Consider the following 17196-nt stretch of genomic DNA (forward strand, 5'->3'; position numbering starts at 1 on the left):
CAGATGCCAGGGTGCGCGGGATCCAATGAGTCGCCAGCTCCCTTGGCGTCTGGCCGATCCAGCCGACAGCCCGTTTCCCCCTGCCGAGACGGCGCTCCAACAGCCTGCTGGGCTGCTGGCCATCGGCGGAGACCTGCAGCCGGTCCGCCTGCTCAATGCCTATGCCGGCGGCATCTTTCCGTGGTTCAGCGGCGACGAGCCGCTGCTGTGGTGGTCGCCCGATCCGCGCATGGTCTTCCAGACGGATCGGGTCCATCTGTCGCGCCGGTTTGTCCGCCAACTGCGGCATCTGGAGTGGATCGTCACCGCCGACACCGCCTTCGAACAGGTGATGCGGGCCTGTGCCCAAGCGCCCCGCCCCGGCCAGGAGGGCACTTGGATCAGCGAGCCGATGGTGAAGGCGTACGTCGACCTGCACCGGCTCGGTTTCGCGCATTCGGTGGAGGTGTGGCAAGGCGACACGCTCGCTGGCGGAATCTACGGGATCGGCATTGGCCAGATGTTCTTCGGCGAAAGCATGTTCAGCGCCCTCAGTGGCGGCTCGAAGGTGGCGTTGTCGGCGCTGGCGACGCTGCTGCGCCGTCAAGGCGTGGCCGTCCTTGATGCACAGGTGGAGAATCCCCACCTGCTGCGCATGGGCGCCGAACACTGGCCACGTGACCGGTTCCTCGCCCATGTGCGTGAGGCCGTGCAGCGGCCCGGGCAGCACGAAAGCTGGGCCCACACCATGGGCTCAGTGGCTGTCTCCGATATGCTCGGCCACGACTGAGCGACGGCGGTGGTTCCCGCGTCAGCACCGGTCTCGATACCCACGCTGCTGTCGGTTAACGCAATCTTTGCAAAACCGCCGACATGTGCGTAAAATGCTGCGGCTTAGGCCCCCGTGGCCGCTCTCTGAACCGCACAGGATTACATGTCGAAAGACGACTCCATCGAGTTCGAAGGCACCGTCAGCGAGACGCTGCCGAACACGACGTTCCGTGTCCGCCTGGAAAATGGTCATGAAATCATTGCCCATATCTCCGGCCGCATGCGCAAGAACTACATCCGCATTCTGACTGGTGACCGGGTCAAGGTTGAAATGACTCCGTACGACCTGACCAAGGGCCGTATCACCTACCGCATGAAGTAAGCGGTCCGGCGCATCTGCGTCGACAAGAAAGGCCAGCCACCGAGCTGGCCTTTTGGCGTGCGTGGAATATGCAAGCCGTGGATGCTGGTGCGGAGGCACAGTGACCTTCCCGTTCGAAGGATCCCGCCTGTATGCCCTCCATCGCCACTGTGGACGCAGCCCGCACGCTGCCAACGCCGGGCAACACGCCCACGCCTGAACCCGCAAAGCCGGGGTGGGCGGCCACCCTGCGATGGATCGGCAATGGCCTGCTGGATGGCGTGGTGTCGGCGGCGACGACCGCAGATACCCTGCGTCGCGCACTGCTGCGGAATCCGGCGGCGGCCCTGATGGGCCTGCTGGCAGTGGGCAATGCAGTCAGCGCCGCCCCCATGGCGCGCACAACCCCAGCGGTGAAGCGCACCGACGGCCGGTATATCGGCGACCAGGTGGCCGCCTGCATCGACGCGCGGCAGCGGAAAGGGATCGATCGCGCACTGGTCGCCCCCGCCTGCCTGGGCGACGTGGCATACGCGCTGGCCCTCGATCGCCCCTTTAATCCGGAACGGTTCCCCAGCATAGGCGGAAAGCCGCCCGCCCCGGGCACCCCGGGATGGCCCTACGTGGCGCTCGCACAGCGCGGCATGCGCGTGGACGCCAGCATTCCGGGGGACGACAGCAACCAAGACATCATCGACCATGCCGGAAGCATTCTGCTGGACACAGATGCAATGGCCGACCGCATCGACGATGCTGCAAAGCGTGTGATCGATGCGTGCGACCTGTGGGACCAGGTAGACCGCTACCTCTTCATCAGCTCGGACGTAGATAATGCAGTGGACACGATGCCCTGCGCGACGGACAACATCGGCGGCCCGACGGTGCGGGAACTGAGCCGGGCCGTGGATGCCGTCTACTTCCAGACGACGATGGTTGCCAACGAGACACAGTATTTCCACGTCAAGCATGATGTGTCGAAGCTATCCCCCGATGCACGAAGGGTAGGCACTCGCTTCCACCAGCGCGTCACTGATCGGATTGTGTCCTTGATCGGAATCTGAAACAGAAACGGCGCAGGAGTAGCCAAGCCACTCCTGCGCCGTGATTCACCGTCATCGCACCCGTCACACCGTAGCAGGCAACAACCGCTCCGGCTCGGCAAACGCCTCCACCACCAGCTCGTTGTCGCGCACATCGATGGTGACCCTGCCCCCGTTGACCAGCTTGCCGAACAGCAGCTCGTCGGCCAGTGGACGCTTCACCTTGTCCTGGATGACGCGCGCCATCGGACGCGCACCCATCAACGGATCGAAGCCATGCTGGGCGAGCCAGTCGCGCGCGGTCGGTGTGGCCGACAGGCTGACGTGCTTTTCCTGCAGCAGCATCTCCAGCTCGATCAGGAACTTGTCTACCACACGCAGGATGTGCTCGAAGCCCAGCGCCTGGAACTGCACCACTGCATCAATCCGGTTGCGGAACTCCGGCGTGAAGCTGCGGCGGATGGCCTCCATCGCATCGGTGGCATGGTCCTGCTTGGTGAAGCCGATCGAGCGTCGCGACGCCTGGGTGGCGCCGGCGTTGGTGGTCATCACCAGCACCACGTTCTTGAAGTTCGCTTCGCGCCCGTTCGTATCGGTCAACACGCCCCGGTCCATGACCTGCAGCAGGATGTTGAAGATGTCCGGATGCGCCTTTTCGATTTCGTCGAGCAGCAGCACGCAGTGTGGCGTCTTGACGATCTTCTCGGTCAGCAGGCCGCCCTGGTCGAAGCCGACATAGCCCGGAGGCGCACCGATCAGGCGACTGATCGAATGACCTTCCATGTACTCGGACATGTCGAAACGAACCAGCTCGATGCCCAGCTGCAGCGCCAACTGCTTGGTCACCTCGGTCTTGCCGACACCGGTCGGACCGGCGAACAGGAAGTTGCCGATCGGCTTTTCGGGATTGGCCAGGCCGGAGCGCGCCAGCTTGATCGCCGACGACAGGGTCTCGATGGCCGGGTCCTGGCCGAAGATCACCATCTTCAGGTTGCGCTCCAGGTGCCTCAACACGTCCTTGTCCGTGGCGCTGACCTGCTTGGCCGGAATGCGCGCCATCTTGGCCACGATCGCTTCGATTTCCTCGATGTCGATCAGCTCCTTGCGCTGCCCTTCCGGCAACAGGCGCTGGCGGGCTCCGGCCTCGTCGATCACGTCGATCGCCTTGTCCGGTAGCAGACGGTCACCGATGTGCTTCACCGAGAGGTCGACCGCGGCCTGCAGCGCATCGTCAGCGTAGGTCACGCCGTGATGCGCTTCGTACTTCGGCTTCAAGCCCTGCAGGATCTCGTAGGTCTCGCCCACGGTAGGCTCGACGATGTCGATCTTCTGGAAGCGTCGCGCCAGCGCACGATCCTTCTCGAAGATGCCGCGGTATTCCTGGAACGTGGTGGAGCCGATGCAGCGCAGCTCGCCCGACGACAGCGCCGGCTTGATCAGGTTGGAGGCATCCATCGTGCCACCGGACGCCGAACCGGCACCGATGATGGTGTGGATCTCGTCGATGAACAGGACAGCATTGGGCACCTTCTTCAGGGCACTGAGCACGCCCTTGAGGCGCTTTTCGAAGTCGCCGCGGTACTTGGTGCCCGCCACCAGCGCGCCGAGGTCCAAGGAGTAGATGACCGCATCGGCCAGCACCTCCGGCACCGAGCCTTCCACGATCCGGCGCGCCAGGCCTTCAGCGATCGCGGTCTTGCCCACGCCGGCCTCACCCACATAGAGCGGGTTGTTCTTGCGTCGACGGCACAGCACCTGGATCGTGCGCTCGATTTCATCGGCACGGCCGACCAGCGGATCGATGCGGCCGTTGCGGGCCTGCTCGTTGAGGTTGCTGGCGAACTCGGCAAGCGCATCGCCCTTGCCCTCCCCTTCGCCCGCCTCGGGCCGACCCTCGGGATCGGCCGGCGAGGACGACTCACCGTCTTCGCCCAGCTTGGCGATGCCGTGGGACAGGTAGTTCACCACGTCCAGACGGGTCACATCCTGCTGGTTGAGGTAGTAGACCGCGTGCGAATCCTTTTCGCCGAAGATGGCGACCAGCACATTGGCGCCAGTCACTTCCTTCTTGCCCGAGGACTGCACATGGTAGACGGCGCGCTGCAGCACCCGCTGGAAGCCCAGCGTGGGCTGGGTGTCGCGTCCATCGTCTTCGGCCAGGCGCGAGACCGAGGCCTCGATGGCCTGCTCCAGCTCCTGGCGCAAGCGCTCCGCATCCGCACCGCAGGCCTTCAATACGGCCTGGGCGGATGGATTGTCGAGCAGCGCCAGAAGCAGGTGCTCGACGGTCATGAATTCATGCCGCGCTTCCCGTGCTCGCTTGTAGCACTGGCCAATGGTGTGTTCGAGGTCTTTGCTGAACATGCTCTACTCCGGCGGCAGTTGAAGACAATATGCGGCCTGACCACACGTTTTCCATCACCCTAGCGGAACCCCACGTTCATACGGCGTTAGCGTGGGCGCATGCGCTCCGTCAGCACGACTTGACCATACGCTACAACGAACCCGCCCTGCGTGCGCCCCGTCATGCGCAAACGCGCGCAGGAACAGGCCCGGCGCGGCCCGGACAGGCGGAAACGAGCGATGGACGCAAGGGGCCGGTCTGGACCGGGGAGGCCGGCTGCGGCGCTGCCAATGGAACGCAGCAACCCATCCGGGGCGCTGCGGAGGCGGCCGATGACCCGCTGGGCGTCAGGCCTTTTCCATCGTGCACAGCAGCGGATGCTGGTTCATCCGTGCGTACTCGTTGACCTGGGCGACCTTGGTTTCAGCCACTTCGCGGGTAAATACACCGCAGATGCCGCGGCCACGGGTGTGCACATGGAGCATCACCTGCGTGGCCCGGTCCAGGTCCAGGCTGAAGAACTGCTGCAGGACGTCCACCACGAAATCCATCGGGGTGTAGTCATCGTTCAACAGCATCACCTGGTAGAACGGCGGCGGCACGACCTCCGGCCGCGCTGGTTCAAGCAGCACGCCGTGGTCGGAATGGGATTCGTGGGAAGTCTCGCGAGGCATCCGCTTATTATAGTGGCTGACCCCGGCGGATTGGACGACAAACACAGTCGGCTTCACAATCTGCCGCATTCCGCCGCACCCCCTTCACAGGATTCCCATGAAACGGACACTTCCCCTCACTGCCCTGCTGGCCCTGTTCACGTGTGCCCCGGCCACTGCCCAGGAAGCCGACAAGGCGGTGGCCCGCCATCTGGAGAAGCTGGGTTACACCTATGAGATCGACGACGACGGCGATTACCGTATGGTCTTCGACGTGGAAGGTGATCGCACCCAGCTGGTCTATGTCCGTTCGACGGTGGAGGAGTTCGGCAGCCAGCAGGTGCGGGAAGTGTGGTCGCCGGGCTATCACTCCAGCACCGACGCGTTCCCGGCGGCGGTGGCGAACCGACTGCTGGAAGATTCCCAGGACGCCAAAATGGGCGGCTGGGTGAAGCAGCAGAAGGTGGCGATGTTCGTGGTGAAGCTCGATGCCGCCGCCTCGGCCGAGGCACTCAGTGATGCCATCGACGCGGCCAGCCGCACCGCCGATGCCATTGAACTGGAACTGACCCAGCAGGACGAACTCTGAAGTGAACGGTATCGCGCAGCGCTGGGCACCCCGGGTCACCGTGGCCACGGTCGTCGTCGACCAGGGCCGCGTGCTGCTGGTGGAGGAACGCATCGAAGGACGCCTGGTCCTGAACCAGCCCGCTGGCCACCTCGAACCCGAGGAGTCGCTGGCCAGCGCCGCCCTGCGCGAAACACGCGAAGAAACCGGCTGGGATGTCGAGCTGACCGGGTTCGTCGGCTGCTACCAGTGGACAGCACCCGACGGCACCGCCTTCCTGCGCTTCTGCTATGCCGCACGGCCCCTGCAGCACCACGCGGATGAGCCGCTGGACGAGGGGATCGAGCGAGCGCTGTGGCTCAGCCCGGCGGAGCTGCAGGGCGAGCAGGCCCGCTGGCGCAGCCCGCTGGTCTGGCAGGTGCTGGCTGACTATCTGTGCGGCCAGTGCTACCCGTTGCAGTCGGTGAAGGAGTTGGGCGCTTGAGCACGCCGAGGGTCATGGTGGGCGTCTCCGGCGGCGTCGATTCATCGGTCGCGGCCTGGCGTCTGGTCCAGCAGGGCGAACCGGTGGCCGGGCTGTTCATGCAGAACTGGGCCGAGGATGGCAGCGGCGAATGCCGCGCCGAAGACGACCGCCGCGATGCGGTGGCGGTCTGCGGCCTGTTGGGCATCCCGTTTCACTTCCGCGACTTCTCTGCCGCCTATTGGAAGGAAGTGTTCGCACACTTCCTGGCCGAGTACGCAGCCGGGCGCACCCCCAATCCCGACGTGCTGTGCAACCGCGAGGTCAAGTTCAAGCACTTCCTGGATGCCGCGCGGGAACTGGGCGCCGAGCGCATCGCCACCGGCCATTACGCGCGCATCGCCCAGCAGGGCAGCCAATGGCACCTGCTGCGCGGGGCGGACCGGTCCAAGGACCAGAGTTACTTCCTGCATCAGCTGGGACAGGCGCAACTGTCGGCCACGGTGTTCCCGATCGGCGACCTCAACAAGAGCGATCTGCGCCGCATGGCGCGCGATGCCGGGCTGCCCACCCACGCGAAGAAAGATTCCACCGGCATCTGCTTCATCGGGGAGCGCGACTTCCGCGACTTCCTTGGCCAGTACCTGCCGGCGCGCACGGGCCGCATCGTCGACCCCGACGGCGTGGAGATCGCCGAGCATCCCGGCGTCTTCTATTTCACCCTGGGCCAGCGCGAAGGCCTGAACATCGGCGGCGTACGCGGCCGACCTGCGGCACCGTGGTACGTGGTGGGCAAGGATGTAGACACCAATACCCTGTATGTCGACCAGGACCGGGAAAGCCCGTGGCTGATGTCCACCGCGCTGGTCAGCGAGACGGCACACTGGATAGCCGGCGCACCGCCGACGCGCCGCTTCACCTGCACCGCGCAGACGCGCTACCGGCAGCCCGATGAAGACTGCACCGTCAACGTGCGCGATGATGGCACCCTGCTGGTCACGTTCCCGCGACCCCAGCGTGCGGTGACGCCCGGCCAGTCGCTGGTGCTGTACGACGGCGAGGTCTGCCTGGGTGGCGCTGTGATCGCAGCCACCGACGCACCGCTGGAACAGCGCCTGCGCCCTACTTCTTCTCCTTTCAAGGTAATTGCTGAATGAGTTTTACTGTCGACGACCGCGTCCTCGCCCTGGCTGGCATCGCCCAGGCCCTGCAGCAGGTCCGCCGCATCGCCGATACCGGCCATTCCGATGCCGCCGCCGTGCGCACGGCCATGGACAGCGTGTTCCGCATCGATGCGGGCTCGCCGCAGGACGTTTACGGTGACCGCGAGGCACTCAAGCCCGGCCTGCGCCTGCTGCACAACTATTTCCGCAACCAGGGCCAGGACCCGATCCTGCCCAAGCTGGCACTGGCCGTACTGCAGCTGGAGCGCCGCTTCGTCAGCGAGTCGGACACTATCGACAAGGTGACCGCCGGCATCGAGCGCGCCAGCCGCCAAGGCCGTGAACTGGGCGACAGCGGTCACCCGGACGTGCTGGCCACGCTGGGCGGCGTCTATGCAGACACCATCAGCCACCTGAAGCCCCGGGTGATGGTGCAGGGCAATCCGCATTACCTCGGCCAGGCCGGCGTGGTGGCGGAGATCCGCGCACTGCTGCTGGCCGCCGTGCGCTCGGCGGTACTGTGGCGCCAGCTGGGCGGCAGCTACTGGGATTTCCTGTTCGCCCGCAAGGCGATGCTCGAAGCAGTGGATCGCGCCCTCCGCTGACGCCGACGGGTAGAGCCCACAGGTAGAGCCGACTTCAGTCGGCTGCCTCACCCTGGTAGAGCCGACCGGTAGAGCCGACTTCAGTCGGCTGCCCCTCACCCAGCCGGCTGAAGCCGGCTCTACCCATCTCTGCACCCAGCCGGCTGAAGCCGGCTCTACCGCGATGCCTGTGCCACCACGGCCGTGATCAGCTGGTGCGAAAAAAGGCATACGACGGTGCACATCGGCGTTAAAGAGAACCGGGGTACGGCCGATACTGCATTCGTGACTCTCCCGGGAACGTCCATGTCCTCTCGCACCATCATTCGCCTGGCTGCTCCGCTGGCGCTGACCCTGCTGCTCCCCCTCGCCTTCGCACTGGAGTGGCCTGCGGCCCTGCGCTGGGCGATCCTTTCCACGATGACCCTCAGCTGGCTCGGGTTTGCCTGGTGGAGCAGCCGCAGCACGCTGCACCGCTCGCCGGAGCAGGATCGCGTCCTGCGTGAGCAGGACCAGCTGCTGACTGAACTGCGCAGCTTCGTCGGCAACGAAATCGAAGGCTCGCGCAGCGAAGTCGAGCGTGCCCGCGACTTGATCCGCCAGGCGGTATCCGGCCTGGGCGGCAGCTTCGAAGCGATGAATCGCAAGTCGCGCCAGCAGAACCAGGCCCTCGCCCGCATCGTCGACCGCACCGGTGAAGACGGTTCGGCCGGGCTGGACGTGGCGCGCTTTGCACAGCACGCCAGCCACCAGATGGAACAACTGGTGGAGGCGCTGGAACAGGTCAGCGGCCAGAGCAGCACCACCGTGCAGCACATCGATCAGATGGCGCAGCACCTGGATGGCATCTTCGCGCTGCTGGAAGACGTCAAGTCCATCGCCGACCAGACCAACCTGCTCGCCTTGAATGCAGCCATCGAAGCGGCCCGTGCGGGCGAAGCCGGACGTGGCTTTGCCGTGGTAGCCGACGAGGTCCGCAACCTGTCCGAGCGCTCCACCACCTTCAACGAGCAGATCCGCAAGCTGGCGCACAGCTCGAAGGATGCCATCGCCAAGGTCCGCGAAACCGTGTCCCACATGGCCTCGCGCGACATGGACCGCTCCCGTGATGCACGCATCGAAGCCGCGTCCATGGTCGACAACGTGGCGCAGATCAATGCCTCGCTGGGCGACGGCATGCGCGAAGTGTCCGACTGTGCGCGCGCCATCGACGGCAGCGTCGCGGAAGCGGTGCGTGCCCTGCAGTTCGAAGACATCGCGACCCAGGCCCTGGGCGGCGTGCACGTCCACCTGGACCGACTGACCGCGATCAACCGCGAAGCACTGGCGCTGCAGGAACTGCTGCACCGTCACGGTGGCGCGGCGGACGAGGAAGTGGCGACCGCGCTGCAGCGCACCGGCAACCGGCTGCGTGACATGCGCAACGAGTGGGAGCGACCGCCGCACAAGCCGGTCACCCAGCAGAGCATGGGTGCTGGAACCGTCGAACTGTTCTGACCCGGCATGCAGGCTGTCGCAGAAGCGCGTGAAGAAGGCCCCGGCACTGCCGGGGCCTTTGCATGCCCGCCTCCCCCTGCGGCACGCACGTCGGCACGCGAGCAGCTGCAACAGCTGGAGCAGCTGGCACGGGCCGAGCTTGCCCTGCTGGCCCTGCGCGCCGCAGCCCAGCCGGCAGCGCCACCGCCCTGCCCGGAGCATGCGAGCGTAGCGTGGGATCTGGGGCTGGACGCTGCGGATCTGTAGCGCCGAGCCGTGCTCGGCGAGCGCACCGCGCGGCGCCTTGGCTTTCCGCCGAGCGTGGCTCGGCGCTACAACGGCATCAGGGCGCCCTCGCCTTCGCGGGGATGTCGACGAGGCCGCTGCGGAGCTGTAGCGCCGAGCCGTGCTCGGCGAGCGCACCGCGCGGCGCCCTGGCTTTCCGCCGAGCGTGGCTCGGCGCTACAACGGCATCAGGGCGCCCTCGCCTTCGCGGGGATGTCGACGAGGCCGCTGCGGATCTGTAGCGCCGAGCCACGCTCGGCGAGCGCACCGCGCGGCGCCCTGGCTTTCCGCCGAGCGTGGCTCGGCGCTACAACGGCATCAGGGCGCCCTCGCCTTCGCGGGGATGTCGACGAGGCCGCTGCGGATCTGTAGCGCCGAGCCACGCTCGGCGAGCGCACCGCGCGGCGCCCTGGCTTTCCGCCGAGCGTGGCTCGGCGCTACAACGGCATCAGGGCGCCCTCGCCTACGCGGGGATGTCGACGAGGCCGCTGCGGATCTGTAGCGCCGAGCCACGCTCGGCGAGCGCACCGCGCGGCGCCCTGGCTTTCCGCCGAGCGTGGCTCGGCGCTACCAGATGATCAGACGACAACCGCCGCCACGCCTCGATGGGCGGCATCACGCGGCTGCCGCAACCATTGCGCCAGCTCGCGCGGCACCAACGGGCGCGAGTACAGGTAACCCTGTATCTCGTCGCAGCCTTGGCGACGCAGCATGGCGTCTTCCTGCGCGGTTTCCACCCCTTCGGCCACCACTTTCATCCCCAGCGCGTGGCCGAGATGGACGATGGCCTGGGTGACCTCGGCCGTGCCGGCATCGGCCAGCATTCCCTGCACGAAGCTGCGGTCGATCTTCAGCCGCCCCACCGGGAACCGGTTGAGGTAATGCAGGTTGGAAAAACCGGTACCGAAGTCATCGACCGCCAGCGGCACACTGTGGCGCTCGAAGACATCGAAGCAGTGGCGCAGGATCTCCGTGTCACGGATCAAGGCGGACTCGGTCAGCTCCAGCTCAAGCCGTGTGGGTGACAGGCCCTGCGCGTGGCAGACCTCGATGACCCGCTCAGCGAAGCCGCGCTCGCGCAGCTGGACCGCCGACACATTGACCGCGATGCGATCAAAGACCAGCCCGGCGCGGTCCCAGGCCGAGGCCTGCCGACAGGCCTCGTTGAGCACCCAATCACCTATCCGGACGATCTCACCGCACTTTTCGGCGATGGGAATGAACTCGGCCGGGCTGCAGTAGCCCAGGCCCGGCCGGTGCCAGCGCAGCAACGCCTCGATAGCGGGCGGCTGCTCGGCATCGGCATGCATCAGCGGCTGGTAGACCAGGCTGAACTCTTCGCGCTCGATGGCACCGTGCAAGGCGTGCTCGATGTCCAGGCGGCGCTGGATGCGTGCCAGTGCGTCCTGGCTGTAGTACTGGTAAGTATTGCGTCCCGCTTCCTTTGCCGCATGCATGGCCGCATCGGCCGCGCGCAGCAGGGATTCAAAGTCGTCTCGACCGCTTTCCAGCATCGCGATGCCAATGCTCGCGCCCACCTTCAACAGGTCCTGCCCGCGATGCAGCGGCTCGGCCAGCGAGGCAATCAGCTTGCGTGCAACGTGCCCGGCATCCTCCGCCTCGGCCAGGTCGCGCAGTACGACAATGAACTCATCGCCGCTGAAACGCCCGAACAGGTCACTGTTGCGCAGCCCCTGGTGGAGACGGCTCGCCGCAGCTTTCAGCAGGGTATCGCCGGTCGCATGGCCGAAGCTGTCGTTGATCGTCTTGAAGCCGTCGAGGTCGATGAACAGCATCGCGAGCGGCGTGCCGCGATCGCGCGCTTCTTCGATGGCATCGGCGGTCTGCTCGCGCAGCAGCATCCTGTTCGGCAGGCCGGTCAGCAGGTCGTAGTGCGCCAGCAGCTCGATGCGCTCGTTGGCTTCGCGTTCGCGGGTGATGTCCCGGAACAGCACGACAAATCGCGCCGGCAAGCCATCACGCCGGTCCATCTCGACCAGCACCTGCACCCAGACGCGCATCCCGGACTGGCGATAGAAGCACAGGTCCAGCTGCTCAGGCAGGCCGCCGGCACCAATGCGGTCGAGCACCGCCGCAAAGGCAGCGCGGGAGTCATCGGTATACAGCGCCATCGCCTGTTCCAGGCTGATCGGCTCCTTGCGCAGCCCATGGATGCGGTAGCACTCCTCGGTCCACTGCATCTGGCGGGTTTCAACTTCGATCTCGCAACCGCCGATCCGGCCCAGGGCGGAAACGCGGTTCAGCAGCTCGGTGCGCCAGCGGATAAGGGCATCGGTCTGGTGCTGTTCGCTGATGTTCTGCACTTGGCCCAGCACGCGCTGGACCAGGCCGTCGGCGGCCTGCAAGGGCTGCATCCACAGCCGCAGCTGCATTGCAGCCGATGTCTCACGGGCCGCCAGCTCGAGCTCCACGCTGGCCGGATGGCCGTCGCGCCACAGGCGCCGCCATGCCATGCGCAGCGCGCCGCGGGAGCGCGGCTGCAACCGACGCAGCCAGCCGCGCAGGCTGGCGGGATGGTCGGCACTGACACCCAGCAGCGCCTGCAGCTCCGCCGACCACCAGAACCGCCGGCTGACCGGATCCCAGGACCAGCTGCCCATGCTGGCGATGCGCTGCGCTTCCCGCAGGTGGACCTGCTGGTCCTGCAGAACCGTTTCCAGCTGTTTCTGCGGCTCGATGTCGGTATGCGTGCCCACCATGCGCAGCGCCTGGCCGTCCGCCGTCCGGCTGACCACCCGGCCCCGGTCCAGCACCCAGCGCCACGGGCGGCCCGGCTGGCGGAAGCGGAACTCGGCGCTGTATTGCGCATCTTCGCCGCGCAGGTGCCGCTGGATGGCGGCGCGGACATGGGCGCAGTCTTCAGGGTGGACACGGTCCATCAGCGCGCTGGCGCCTTCCTGCAGCTCGCCCGCGCCCGACGCCTCGCCGTAAGGCGAGCGCAGCATCCGGTCGCTGGCGACGTCCCAGTCCCACAGCCCGTGTCCGGCACTCTCCAGCGCAAGCTCCCAGCGATCGCCTGCCTGGCTGCCGGAGGGCCGGGGAATGCTGAGGGTAAAGGCGAGCAGGCGCCCCTCGCCGTCATGCACGGCGCGCATCCAGCCGTCATGGCGGCCACCTGGCCCGCCGGGCAGGCTGCAGGGAATGATGCCCCCATCGGCTGCCAGCAAGCGGATGTCTTCGAGCATGGGCTGGTAGGCGGTGACCGCCGCAGGCAGGCCGTGTTCGCGCGCCACCGGATTGGCCGCGAGCGGATGGCCCTGCCGATCCAGGATGACCAGCGCCGAGGCGAGCGGGTGCTGCAACAGGCTGGCAATGATCCCTTGATCCACGCACTTGCTCCGATCACCCTCCCGATATCCGGGCACGAAATCGTTAGCGGCGGACTGCCGCGATAATTGAGGCAGCGGTGGCCGGTACCGATGTCCGGGCCGCGTTAAGATGGGGTCCGTCGTCGCCCACGCGTGCCCCGCGCCCAGGTCCCGAGCTGCCATGCCCCTGCAACCCAACGGCGACACCCCCATGGCCACCCCATCCAGCGGCTTGGGCGATGCCCTGCGACGTGAACGTCGACGCGTGGTGCTGGTCTACCTGCTGCTGGCGATCGCCTGGGTGGCCAGCAGCGACGCGGCGGTCTACGCCATCGTCGCCGACCCGCGCCAGGCCGCATGGCTGCAGACCGCGAAAGGCCTGTTCTTCATCTTCGCCAGCGCCACCCTGCTCTACCTGCTGCTGCGCCCGTTCGGCGCGAACCTGCTACAGGTCACCACCCGGCTGGCCGCATCGGACAAGCGACACCGCCAGGCCTTCGTCGGCAACCCCGGCCCGGTGCTCATCTATGACCTGCAGACGGCACGGATCCTGGACGCCAATCCTTCCGCCTGCACGCTGTTCGGCTGGGAACGCGAGCAGCTGCTCGGCCAGCCGATCGGCTGCCTGTGGCCGCCCGGCGCCGAAGCGCAACTGGATGCAAAGCTGGAGCAGTTGCGCGAGCACCCCGAGCAGACCTGCGTGCTGCGATCGGCGCTGCAGTTGCGGGACGGCACGGTGCGGCAGATGGAGCTGCGCAGCAATTCCATCGATGTCGACGAGCGCCCTGCCCGCCTGCTGATCGTCATCGACCGTACCGCTGAAGATGAAGCCTTGGCGCGACGGGACCAGGCGCTGGCGCGGGTCGAAGAAGCACACGAGCTGGCGCGCATCGGCGCGTGGCAGCTCGATCCGGCCACCGGGCTGGCCAGCTTTTCGCGGCAGGTCTACCTGCTGCTGGGGCGGCGCCCGCCACAGGCCCGCACGTGGCACCGCTTCGATGAACTGCTGGTGCCGGCCGACGCCGTTACTGCGGCGATGACCGAACAGCTGCTGGCGGGGATGAGCTCGGGCGAGCCGGTGCACGTCGATGTGCTGCTGCCGCTGCTCGGCATGGATGGCCGGCCATTGATGACCCACCTGCGTGCCGAGAGTGGCCTGGACGATGCGGGCCGCCCCCGGGTGCTCGGCACGCTGCAGGATGTGACCGAACGCGAGCAGTCCCGGCGCCTGCTGCGCGAGCGCGAAGAACAGTTCCGCGAGCTGGTGCGGGTGCTGCCCGATGGCGTGGTGATCCTGTCCGATGAGCATGTGCTGTACGCCAATGCGTTTGCGGTGCGGCTGTTCGGCTATGACGGCCATACGCTGCTGGGCGAACCGCTGCAGGCACTGGTGGCCGAATCGGGGGTGTCCTCGGTACGCGCTCTGCTGCGGGACCGGGTGCCCGCGGACACCGCAGGCCATGCCATCGTCAGCAGCATGCAGCGCGTGGACGGGTCTGGTTTCCAGGCCGGGCTGTCGGTTGGCGAAGTGCGCTACGGCGGACGCGACTGCCGCTTGCTGATCGTGCGCGACCTGAGCGACACCGAGCGCACGCGCATCGCCCTGGAAAACAGCAACCGTGAGCTGCACGCGATGGCCGGGCGCCTGTTCTCGCTGCAGGAGGACGAGCGCCGGGCCATATCGCGCGACCTGCACGATGACATCGGCCAGGCCATCACCGCCATCAAGCTGTCGGCTTGGGCTGCACTGGACGAAGAAGATGGCGCACGGCGCCGGGAAGACCTGCAGCAGATCGTCGGTCTGGCCGACAGCACGGTGGGCAAGCTGCGCGACCTGTCCATGCTGCTACGCCCGCCGCAGCTGGATGCGCTGGGGCTGGAGGCCGCGCTGCGCTGGCAGGCCGGGGTGTTGTTCCGCGCGTCGCAGACCGAACTGCTGGCGCACATCGATACCCTGCCCGAGCGGCCGGACAACGCCATCGAGCAGGCCTGCTTCCGCATCGCCCAGGAAAGCCTGACCAATGCGCTGCGCCATGCGCGCGCCAGCCAGGTGATGTTGCACCTGCGTGACATCGGCCAGGGCCGCCTGCACCTGCAGGTCCGCGACGATGGCGAAGGATTTGATCCCCACGGCCCGCGCGGGCTCGGGCTGATCGTCATGCGCGAGCGGGCGCAGAGCGTCGGCGGCCAGTTGCGCATTCAATCCGCACCCGGCGAAGGTACCCTGATCGAACTGCATCTTCCCTATCGCGTCGACACCCGTTCGACGCACGCCTTGGAACACCTTCCGTAATGTGGAACAACTCCCTGCCCCAGGTCAGCATCGACGACGCACCGGATCGCCTGGGTGCCGGTAATCCGGAGCTGCAGGCGATGGTCACCGAGGCGGCCGGCGGCGGCGTGCCGCTGCTGTTGATGCACGTGGACATCGACCACTTCGCATCGGTCAACGAGAACATGAGCGCCGAAGTCGGCGACCAAGCGCTGGTGCTGGTGGCCCAGCGCCTGAAGCTGTGGCTGCGCGGCCGTGGAAAACTGTGGCGGCATGGCAGCGACGAGTTCCTGGTGGCGGTGCCGCGCACTCCTGAAGTGCCGCTGGCCGAAGATCTGGCCGAGGAGCTGCGCCAGCAGCTCGAGCTTCCGCTGTCGGTGCTGCCGTACACCTTGTTCATGACCGGCAAGGTCGGCGTGAGCCTGTGTCCGGAGCACGCAAGCAACGCATCGCGTCTGCTCGACCACGCCGAGGATGCGCTGTACCAAGCCGCCCGCGAAGGCGGTAATGCCGTGCGCATCCACGCCCTCGATACGCCGCCGAGCGCGCACAGCGAGAGCATCATCGCGCGGCAGATCATCGACGCCATTCCCAATGGCGAGTTGAAGTTGCGGTACCAGCCGCTGGTCAGCTCGCGCGATGGCCATGTGGTGGGCATGGAGGCGCTGCTGCGCTGGCAGTCGCCGACATTGGGCATGCTGGTGCCCGAGCGGTTCATGCGCACGGCCGAGCGGCTGGGCATCATCGTGCAGATCGGCACCTGGGTGCTGGAGGGCGCCCTGAAGCAGGCCAAGCTGTGGCGCGACCAGGGCTTCGATGATTTCACCATCGCCGTCAATGTCTCCACCCTGCAGCTGTTGCGTCCCAATTTCTTCACCGAGGTGATGGGACTGATGCAGGCCGCCGGCGTTCCCGCGCCGATGCTGACGCTGGAGATCAACGAAAGCGCGCTGACCAACAACGTGAATTTCGTCCACGAAACGCTGGTCAACCTGCGCAACGAAGGCATCAGCCTGAGCCTGGACAATTTCGGCACCGGCGATTCCAGCCTGAGTGCACTGGTGCGCTATCCGGTGGACAAGCTGAAGATCGACCGCAGCTTCATCAAGAGTGCGCCGGCCGGCAACCGCGAGGCCGCCATCGCCCGCGCCATCATCGCCATGGGCCACCAACTGGGCATGACGGTGATCGCCAACGGCGTCGAGTCGCAGGCACAGCTGGGTTTCCTGCGCCGCAATGACTGCGACGTGTTCCAGGGGTACCTGTTCGGTGAGCCCATGTCAGCCGATGCGGCCGGCATGACCCTGCGCCGTCGCTACCTGCGTCCGGAAGCCTTCGCCGAGACCCGCCCGGACCGCACGCTGCTGCTGCTGGACGATGAAGAGAACGTGCTGCGCTCCCTGGTGCGGTTGTTCCGCCGCGACGGGTATCGGATCCTGGCAGCCGGCAATGTCCGTGATGCATTCGACCTGCTGGCGATCAACGACGTGCAGGTGATCCTGTCCGACCAGCGCATGAGTGACATGAGCGGGACCGAGTTCCTGGGTCGGGTGAAGATGCTGTACCCGGACACGATCCGCCTGGTGCTGTCCGGCTACACCGATCTCAACACGGTGACCGACGCCATCAACCGCGGCGCGATCTACCGTTTCCTGACCAAGCCCTGGAACGACGACGAGCTGCGCAAGCACATCCACCAGGCATTCCGCACCTACGAAGAGCAGCGGCGCGGCAACGGCGGCGGTGCACCGGCGGCGGATGTGCTGGACCCAGCGGAAGATCGCCTGCTGCGGTAGATGGTCGAACGGGTGGGACCCCCTCGCGGCGGGCTGCTTCAAGGCTACGTGCTTGGGGCCGGGCGGTGGGGCTGGTCGGGGGACGGCAAGAGCCGCATCCATGCGTGCCTCG

General features: G+C 66.7%; 14 protein-coding genes. 11 read left to right on the forward strand and 3 right to left on the reverse strand.

The window, feature by feature from the left end; genetic code table 11:
• The first annotated feature begins 25 nt into the window (after positions 1-25).
• The 3 genes from aat (at position 26) to ABRP17_RS00400 (ending at position 2172) form a co-directional block, all read left to right on the forward strand.
• Positions 26-769, forward strand: a complete 744-nt coding sequence (gene aat / locus ABRP17_RS00390; protein WP_349984174.1) for a leucyl/phenylalanyl-tRNA--protein transferase — start codon at positions 26-28, stop codon at positions 767-769.
• A 144-nt stretch (positions 770-913) separates the two neighbouring features.
• Complete coding sequence (gene infA, locus ABRP17_RS00395) at positions 914-1132, forward strand: translation initiation factor IF-1 (RefSeq protein WP_005409596.1); 219 nt, start codon at positions 914-916, stop codon at positions 1130-1132.
• A gap of 131 nt (positions 1133-1263) precedes the next feature.
• Positions 1264-2172: a hypothetical protein gene (locus tag ABRP17_RS00400; protein ID WP_349984172.1), complete on the forward strand. Its 909-nt coding sequence runs from the start codon at positions 1264-1266 to the stop codon at positions 2170-2172.
• Between the two features lie 63 nt (positions 2173-2235).
• Here ABRP17_RS00400 and clpA read toward each other — a convergent pair whose 3' ends face one another.
• Together clpA and clpS are read right to left on the reverse strand one after the other, a co-directional pair.
• Positions 2236-4515 (reverse strand): ATP-dependent Clp protease ATP-binding subunit ClpA, encoded by a 2280-nt coding sequence (clpA, locus tag ABRP17_RS00405; protein WP_188324079.1) that lies wholly within the window; start codon positions 4513-4515, stop codon positions 2236-2238.
• Between the two features lie 327 nt (positions 4516-4842).
• Complete coding sequence (gene clpS, locus ABRP17_RS00410) at positions 4843-5169, reverse strand: ATP-dependent Clp protease adapter ClpS (protein ID WP_188324080.1); 327 nt, start codon at positions 5167-5169, stop codon at positions 4843-4845.
• Between the two features lie 97 nt (positions 5170-5266).
• Here clpS and ABRP17_RS00415 point away from each other — a divergent pair, with 97 nt between their 5' ends.
• The 6 genes from ABRP17_RS00415 to ABRP17_RS00440 all read left to right on the forward strand — a co-directional run bounded on the left by ABRP17_RS00415 (position 5267) and on the right by ABRP17_RS00440 (position 9669).
• Positions 5267-5737 carry a hypothetical protein gene (locus ABRP17_RS00415; RefSeq protein ID WP_188324081.1) on the forward strand — a complete coding sequence of 157 codons (471 nt, stop codon included), beginning with the start codon at positions 5267-5269 and terminating at the stop codon, positions 5735-5737.
• A 1-nt stretch (position 5738) separates the two neighbouring features.
• Complete coding sequence (locus tag ABRP17_RS00420) at positions 5739-6200, forward strand: NUDIX hydrolase (RefSeq protein WP_349984171.1); 462 nt, start codon at positions 5739-5741, stop codon at positions 6198-6200.
• Positions 6197-7336 carry a tRNA 2-thiouridine(34) synthase MnmA gene (mnmA, locus tag ABRP17_RS00425; protein ID WP_349984170.1) on the forward strand — a complete coding sequence of 380 codons (1140 nt, stop codon included), beginning with the start codon at positions 6197-6199 and terminating at the stop codon, positions 7334-7336. Before ABRP17_RS00420 ends, mnmA begins: the two co-directional genes overlap by 4 nt.
• Positions 7333-7947, forward strand: a complete 615-nt coding sequence (gene hflD / locus ABRP17_RS00430; protein ID WP_188324084.1) for a high frequency lysogenization protein HflD — start codon at positions 7333-7335, stop codon at positions 7945-7947. The genes mnmA and hflD overlap by 4 nt, the downstream gene beginning before the upstream one ends.
• Before the next feature lie 285 nt (positions 7948-8232).
• A complete protein-coding gene (locus ABRP17_RS00435) occupies positions 8233-9423 on the forward strand; it encodes a methyl-accepting chemotaxis protein (RefSeq protein ID WP_188324085.1) in 1191 nt (396 codons plus the stop codon).
• A gap of 6 nt (positions 9424-9429) precedes the next feature.
• A complete protein-coding gene (locus ABRP17_RS00440) occupies positions 9430-9669 on the forward strand; it encodes a hypothetical protein (RefSeq protein WP_188324086.1) in 240 nt (79 codons plus the stop codon).
• A gap of 596 nt (positions 9670-10265) precedes the next feature.
• On the opposite strand, the gene ABRP17_RS00445 is transcribed toward ABRP17_RS00440, so the two are convergent.
• Positions 10266-13037: an EAL domain-containing protein gene (locus ABRP17_RS00445; RefSeq protein WP_349984169.1), complete on the reverse strand. Its 2772-nt coding sequence runs from the start codon at positions 13035-13037 to the stop codon at positions 10266-10268.
• Between the two features lie 160 nt (positions 13038-13197).
• Here ABRP17_RS00445 and ABRP17_RS00450 point away from each other — a divergent pair, with 160 nt between their 5' ends.
• Together ABRP17_RS00450 and ABRP17_RS00455 are read left to right on the forward strand one after the other, a co-directional pair.
• Positions 13198-15309 (forward strand): PAS domain S-box protein, encoded by a 2112-nt coding sequence (locus ABRP17_RS00450; protein WP_349984168.1) that lies wholly within the window; start codon positions 13198-13200, stop codon positions 15307-15309.
• Positions 15309-17084: an EAL domain-containing protein gene (locus ABRP17_RS00455; RefSeq protein WP_349984167.1), complete on the forward strand. Its 1776-nt coding sequence runs from the start codon at positions 15309-15311 to the stop codon at positions 17082-17084. The genes ABRP17_RS00450 and ABRP17_RS00455 overlap by 1 nt, the downstream gene beginning before the upstream one ends.
• Positions 17085-17196: the final 112 nt, after the last annotated feature.

Origin of the sequence: Stenotrophomonas sp. WHRI 8082, from assembly GCF_040223995.2 — a bacterium.
Lineage (GTDB): Bacteria > Pseudomonadota > Gammaproteobacteria > Xanthomonadales > Xanthomonadaceae > Stenotrophomonas.

Excerpts from the sequence above, each read along its gene's own strand:
- aat (WP_349984174.1), top strand. The coding sequence starts at position 26 with ATGAGTCGCCAGCTCCCTTGGCGTCTGGCCGATCCAGCCGACAGCCCG.
- infA (WP_005409596.1), top strand. The coding sequence starts at position 914 with ATGTCGAAAGACGACTCCATCGAGTTCGAAGGCACCGTCAGCGAGACG.
- ABRP17_RS00400 (WP_349984172.1), top strand. The coding sequence starts at position 1,264 with ATGCCCTCCATCGCCACTGTGGACGCAGCCCGCACGCTGCCAACGCCG.
- clpA (WP_188324079.1), bottom strand. The coding sequence starts at position 4,515 with ATGTTCAGCAAAGACCTCGAACACACCATTGGCCAGTGCTACAAGCGA.
- clpS (WP_188324080.1), bottom strand. The coding sequence starts at position 5,169 with ATGCCTCGCGAGACTTCCCACGAATCCCATTCCGACCACGGCGTGCTG.
- ABRP17_RS00415 (WP_188324081.1), top strand. The coding sequence starts at position 5,267 with ATGAAACGGACACTTCCCCTCACTGCCCTGCTGGCCCTGTTCACGTGT.
- hflD (WP_188324084.1), top strand. The coding sequence starts at position 7,333 with ATGAGTTTTACTGTCGACGACCGCGTCCTCGCCCTGGCTGGCATCGCC.
- ABRP17_RS00435 (WP_188324085.1), top strand. The coding sequence starts at position 8,233 with ATGTCCTCTCGCACCATCATTCGCCTGGCTGCTCCGCTGGCGCTGACC.
- ABRP17_RS00440 (WP_188324086.1), top strand. The coding sequence starts at position 9,430 with ATGCAGGCTGTCGCAGAAGCGCGTGAAGAAGGCCCCGGCACTGCCGGG.
- ABRP17_RS00450 (WP_349984168.1), top strand. The coding sequence starts at position 13,198 with ATGCCCCTGCAACCCAACGGCGACACCCCCATGGCCACCCCATCCAGC.
- ABRP17_RS00455 (WP_349984167.1), top strand. The coding sequence starts at position 15,309 with ATGTGGAACAACTCCCTGCCCCAGGTCAGCATCGACGACGCACCGGAT.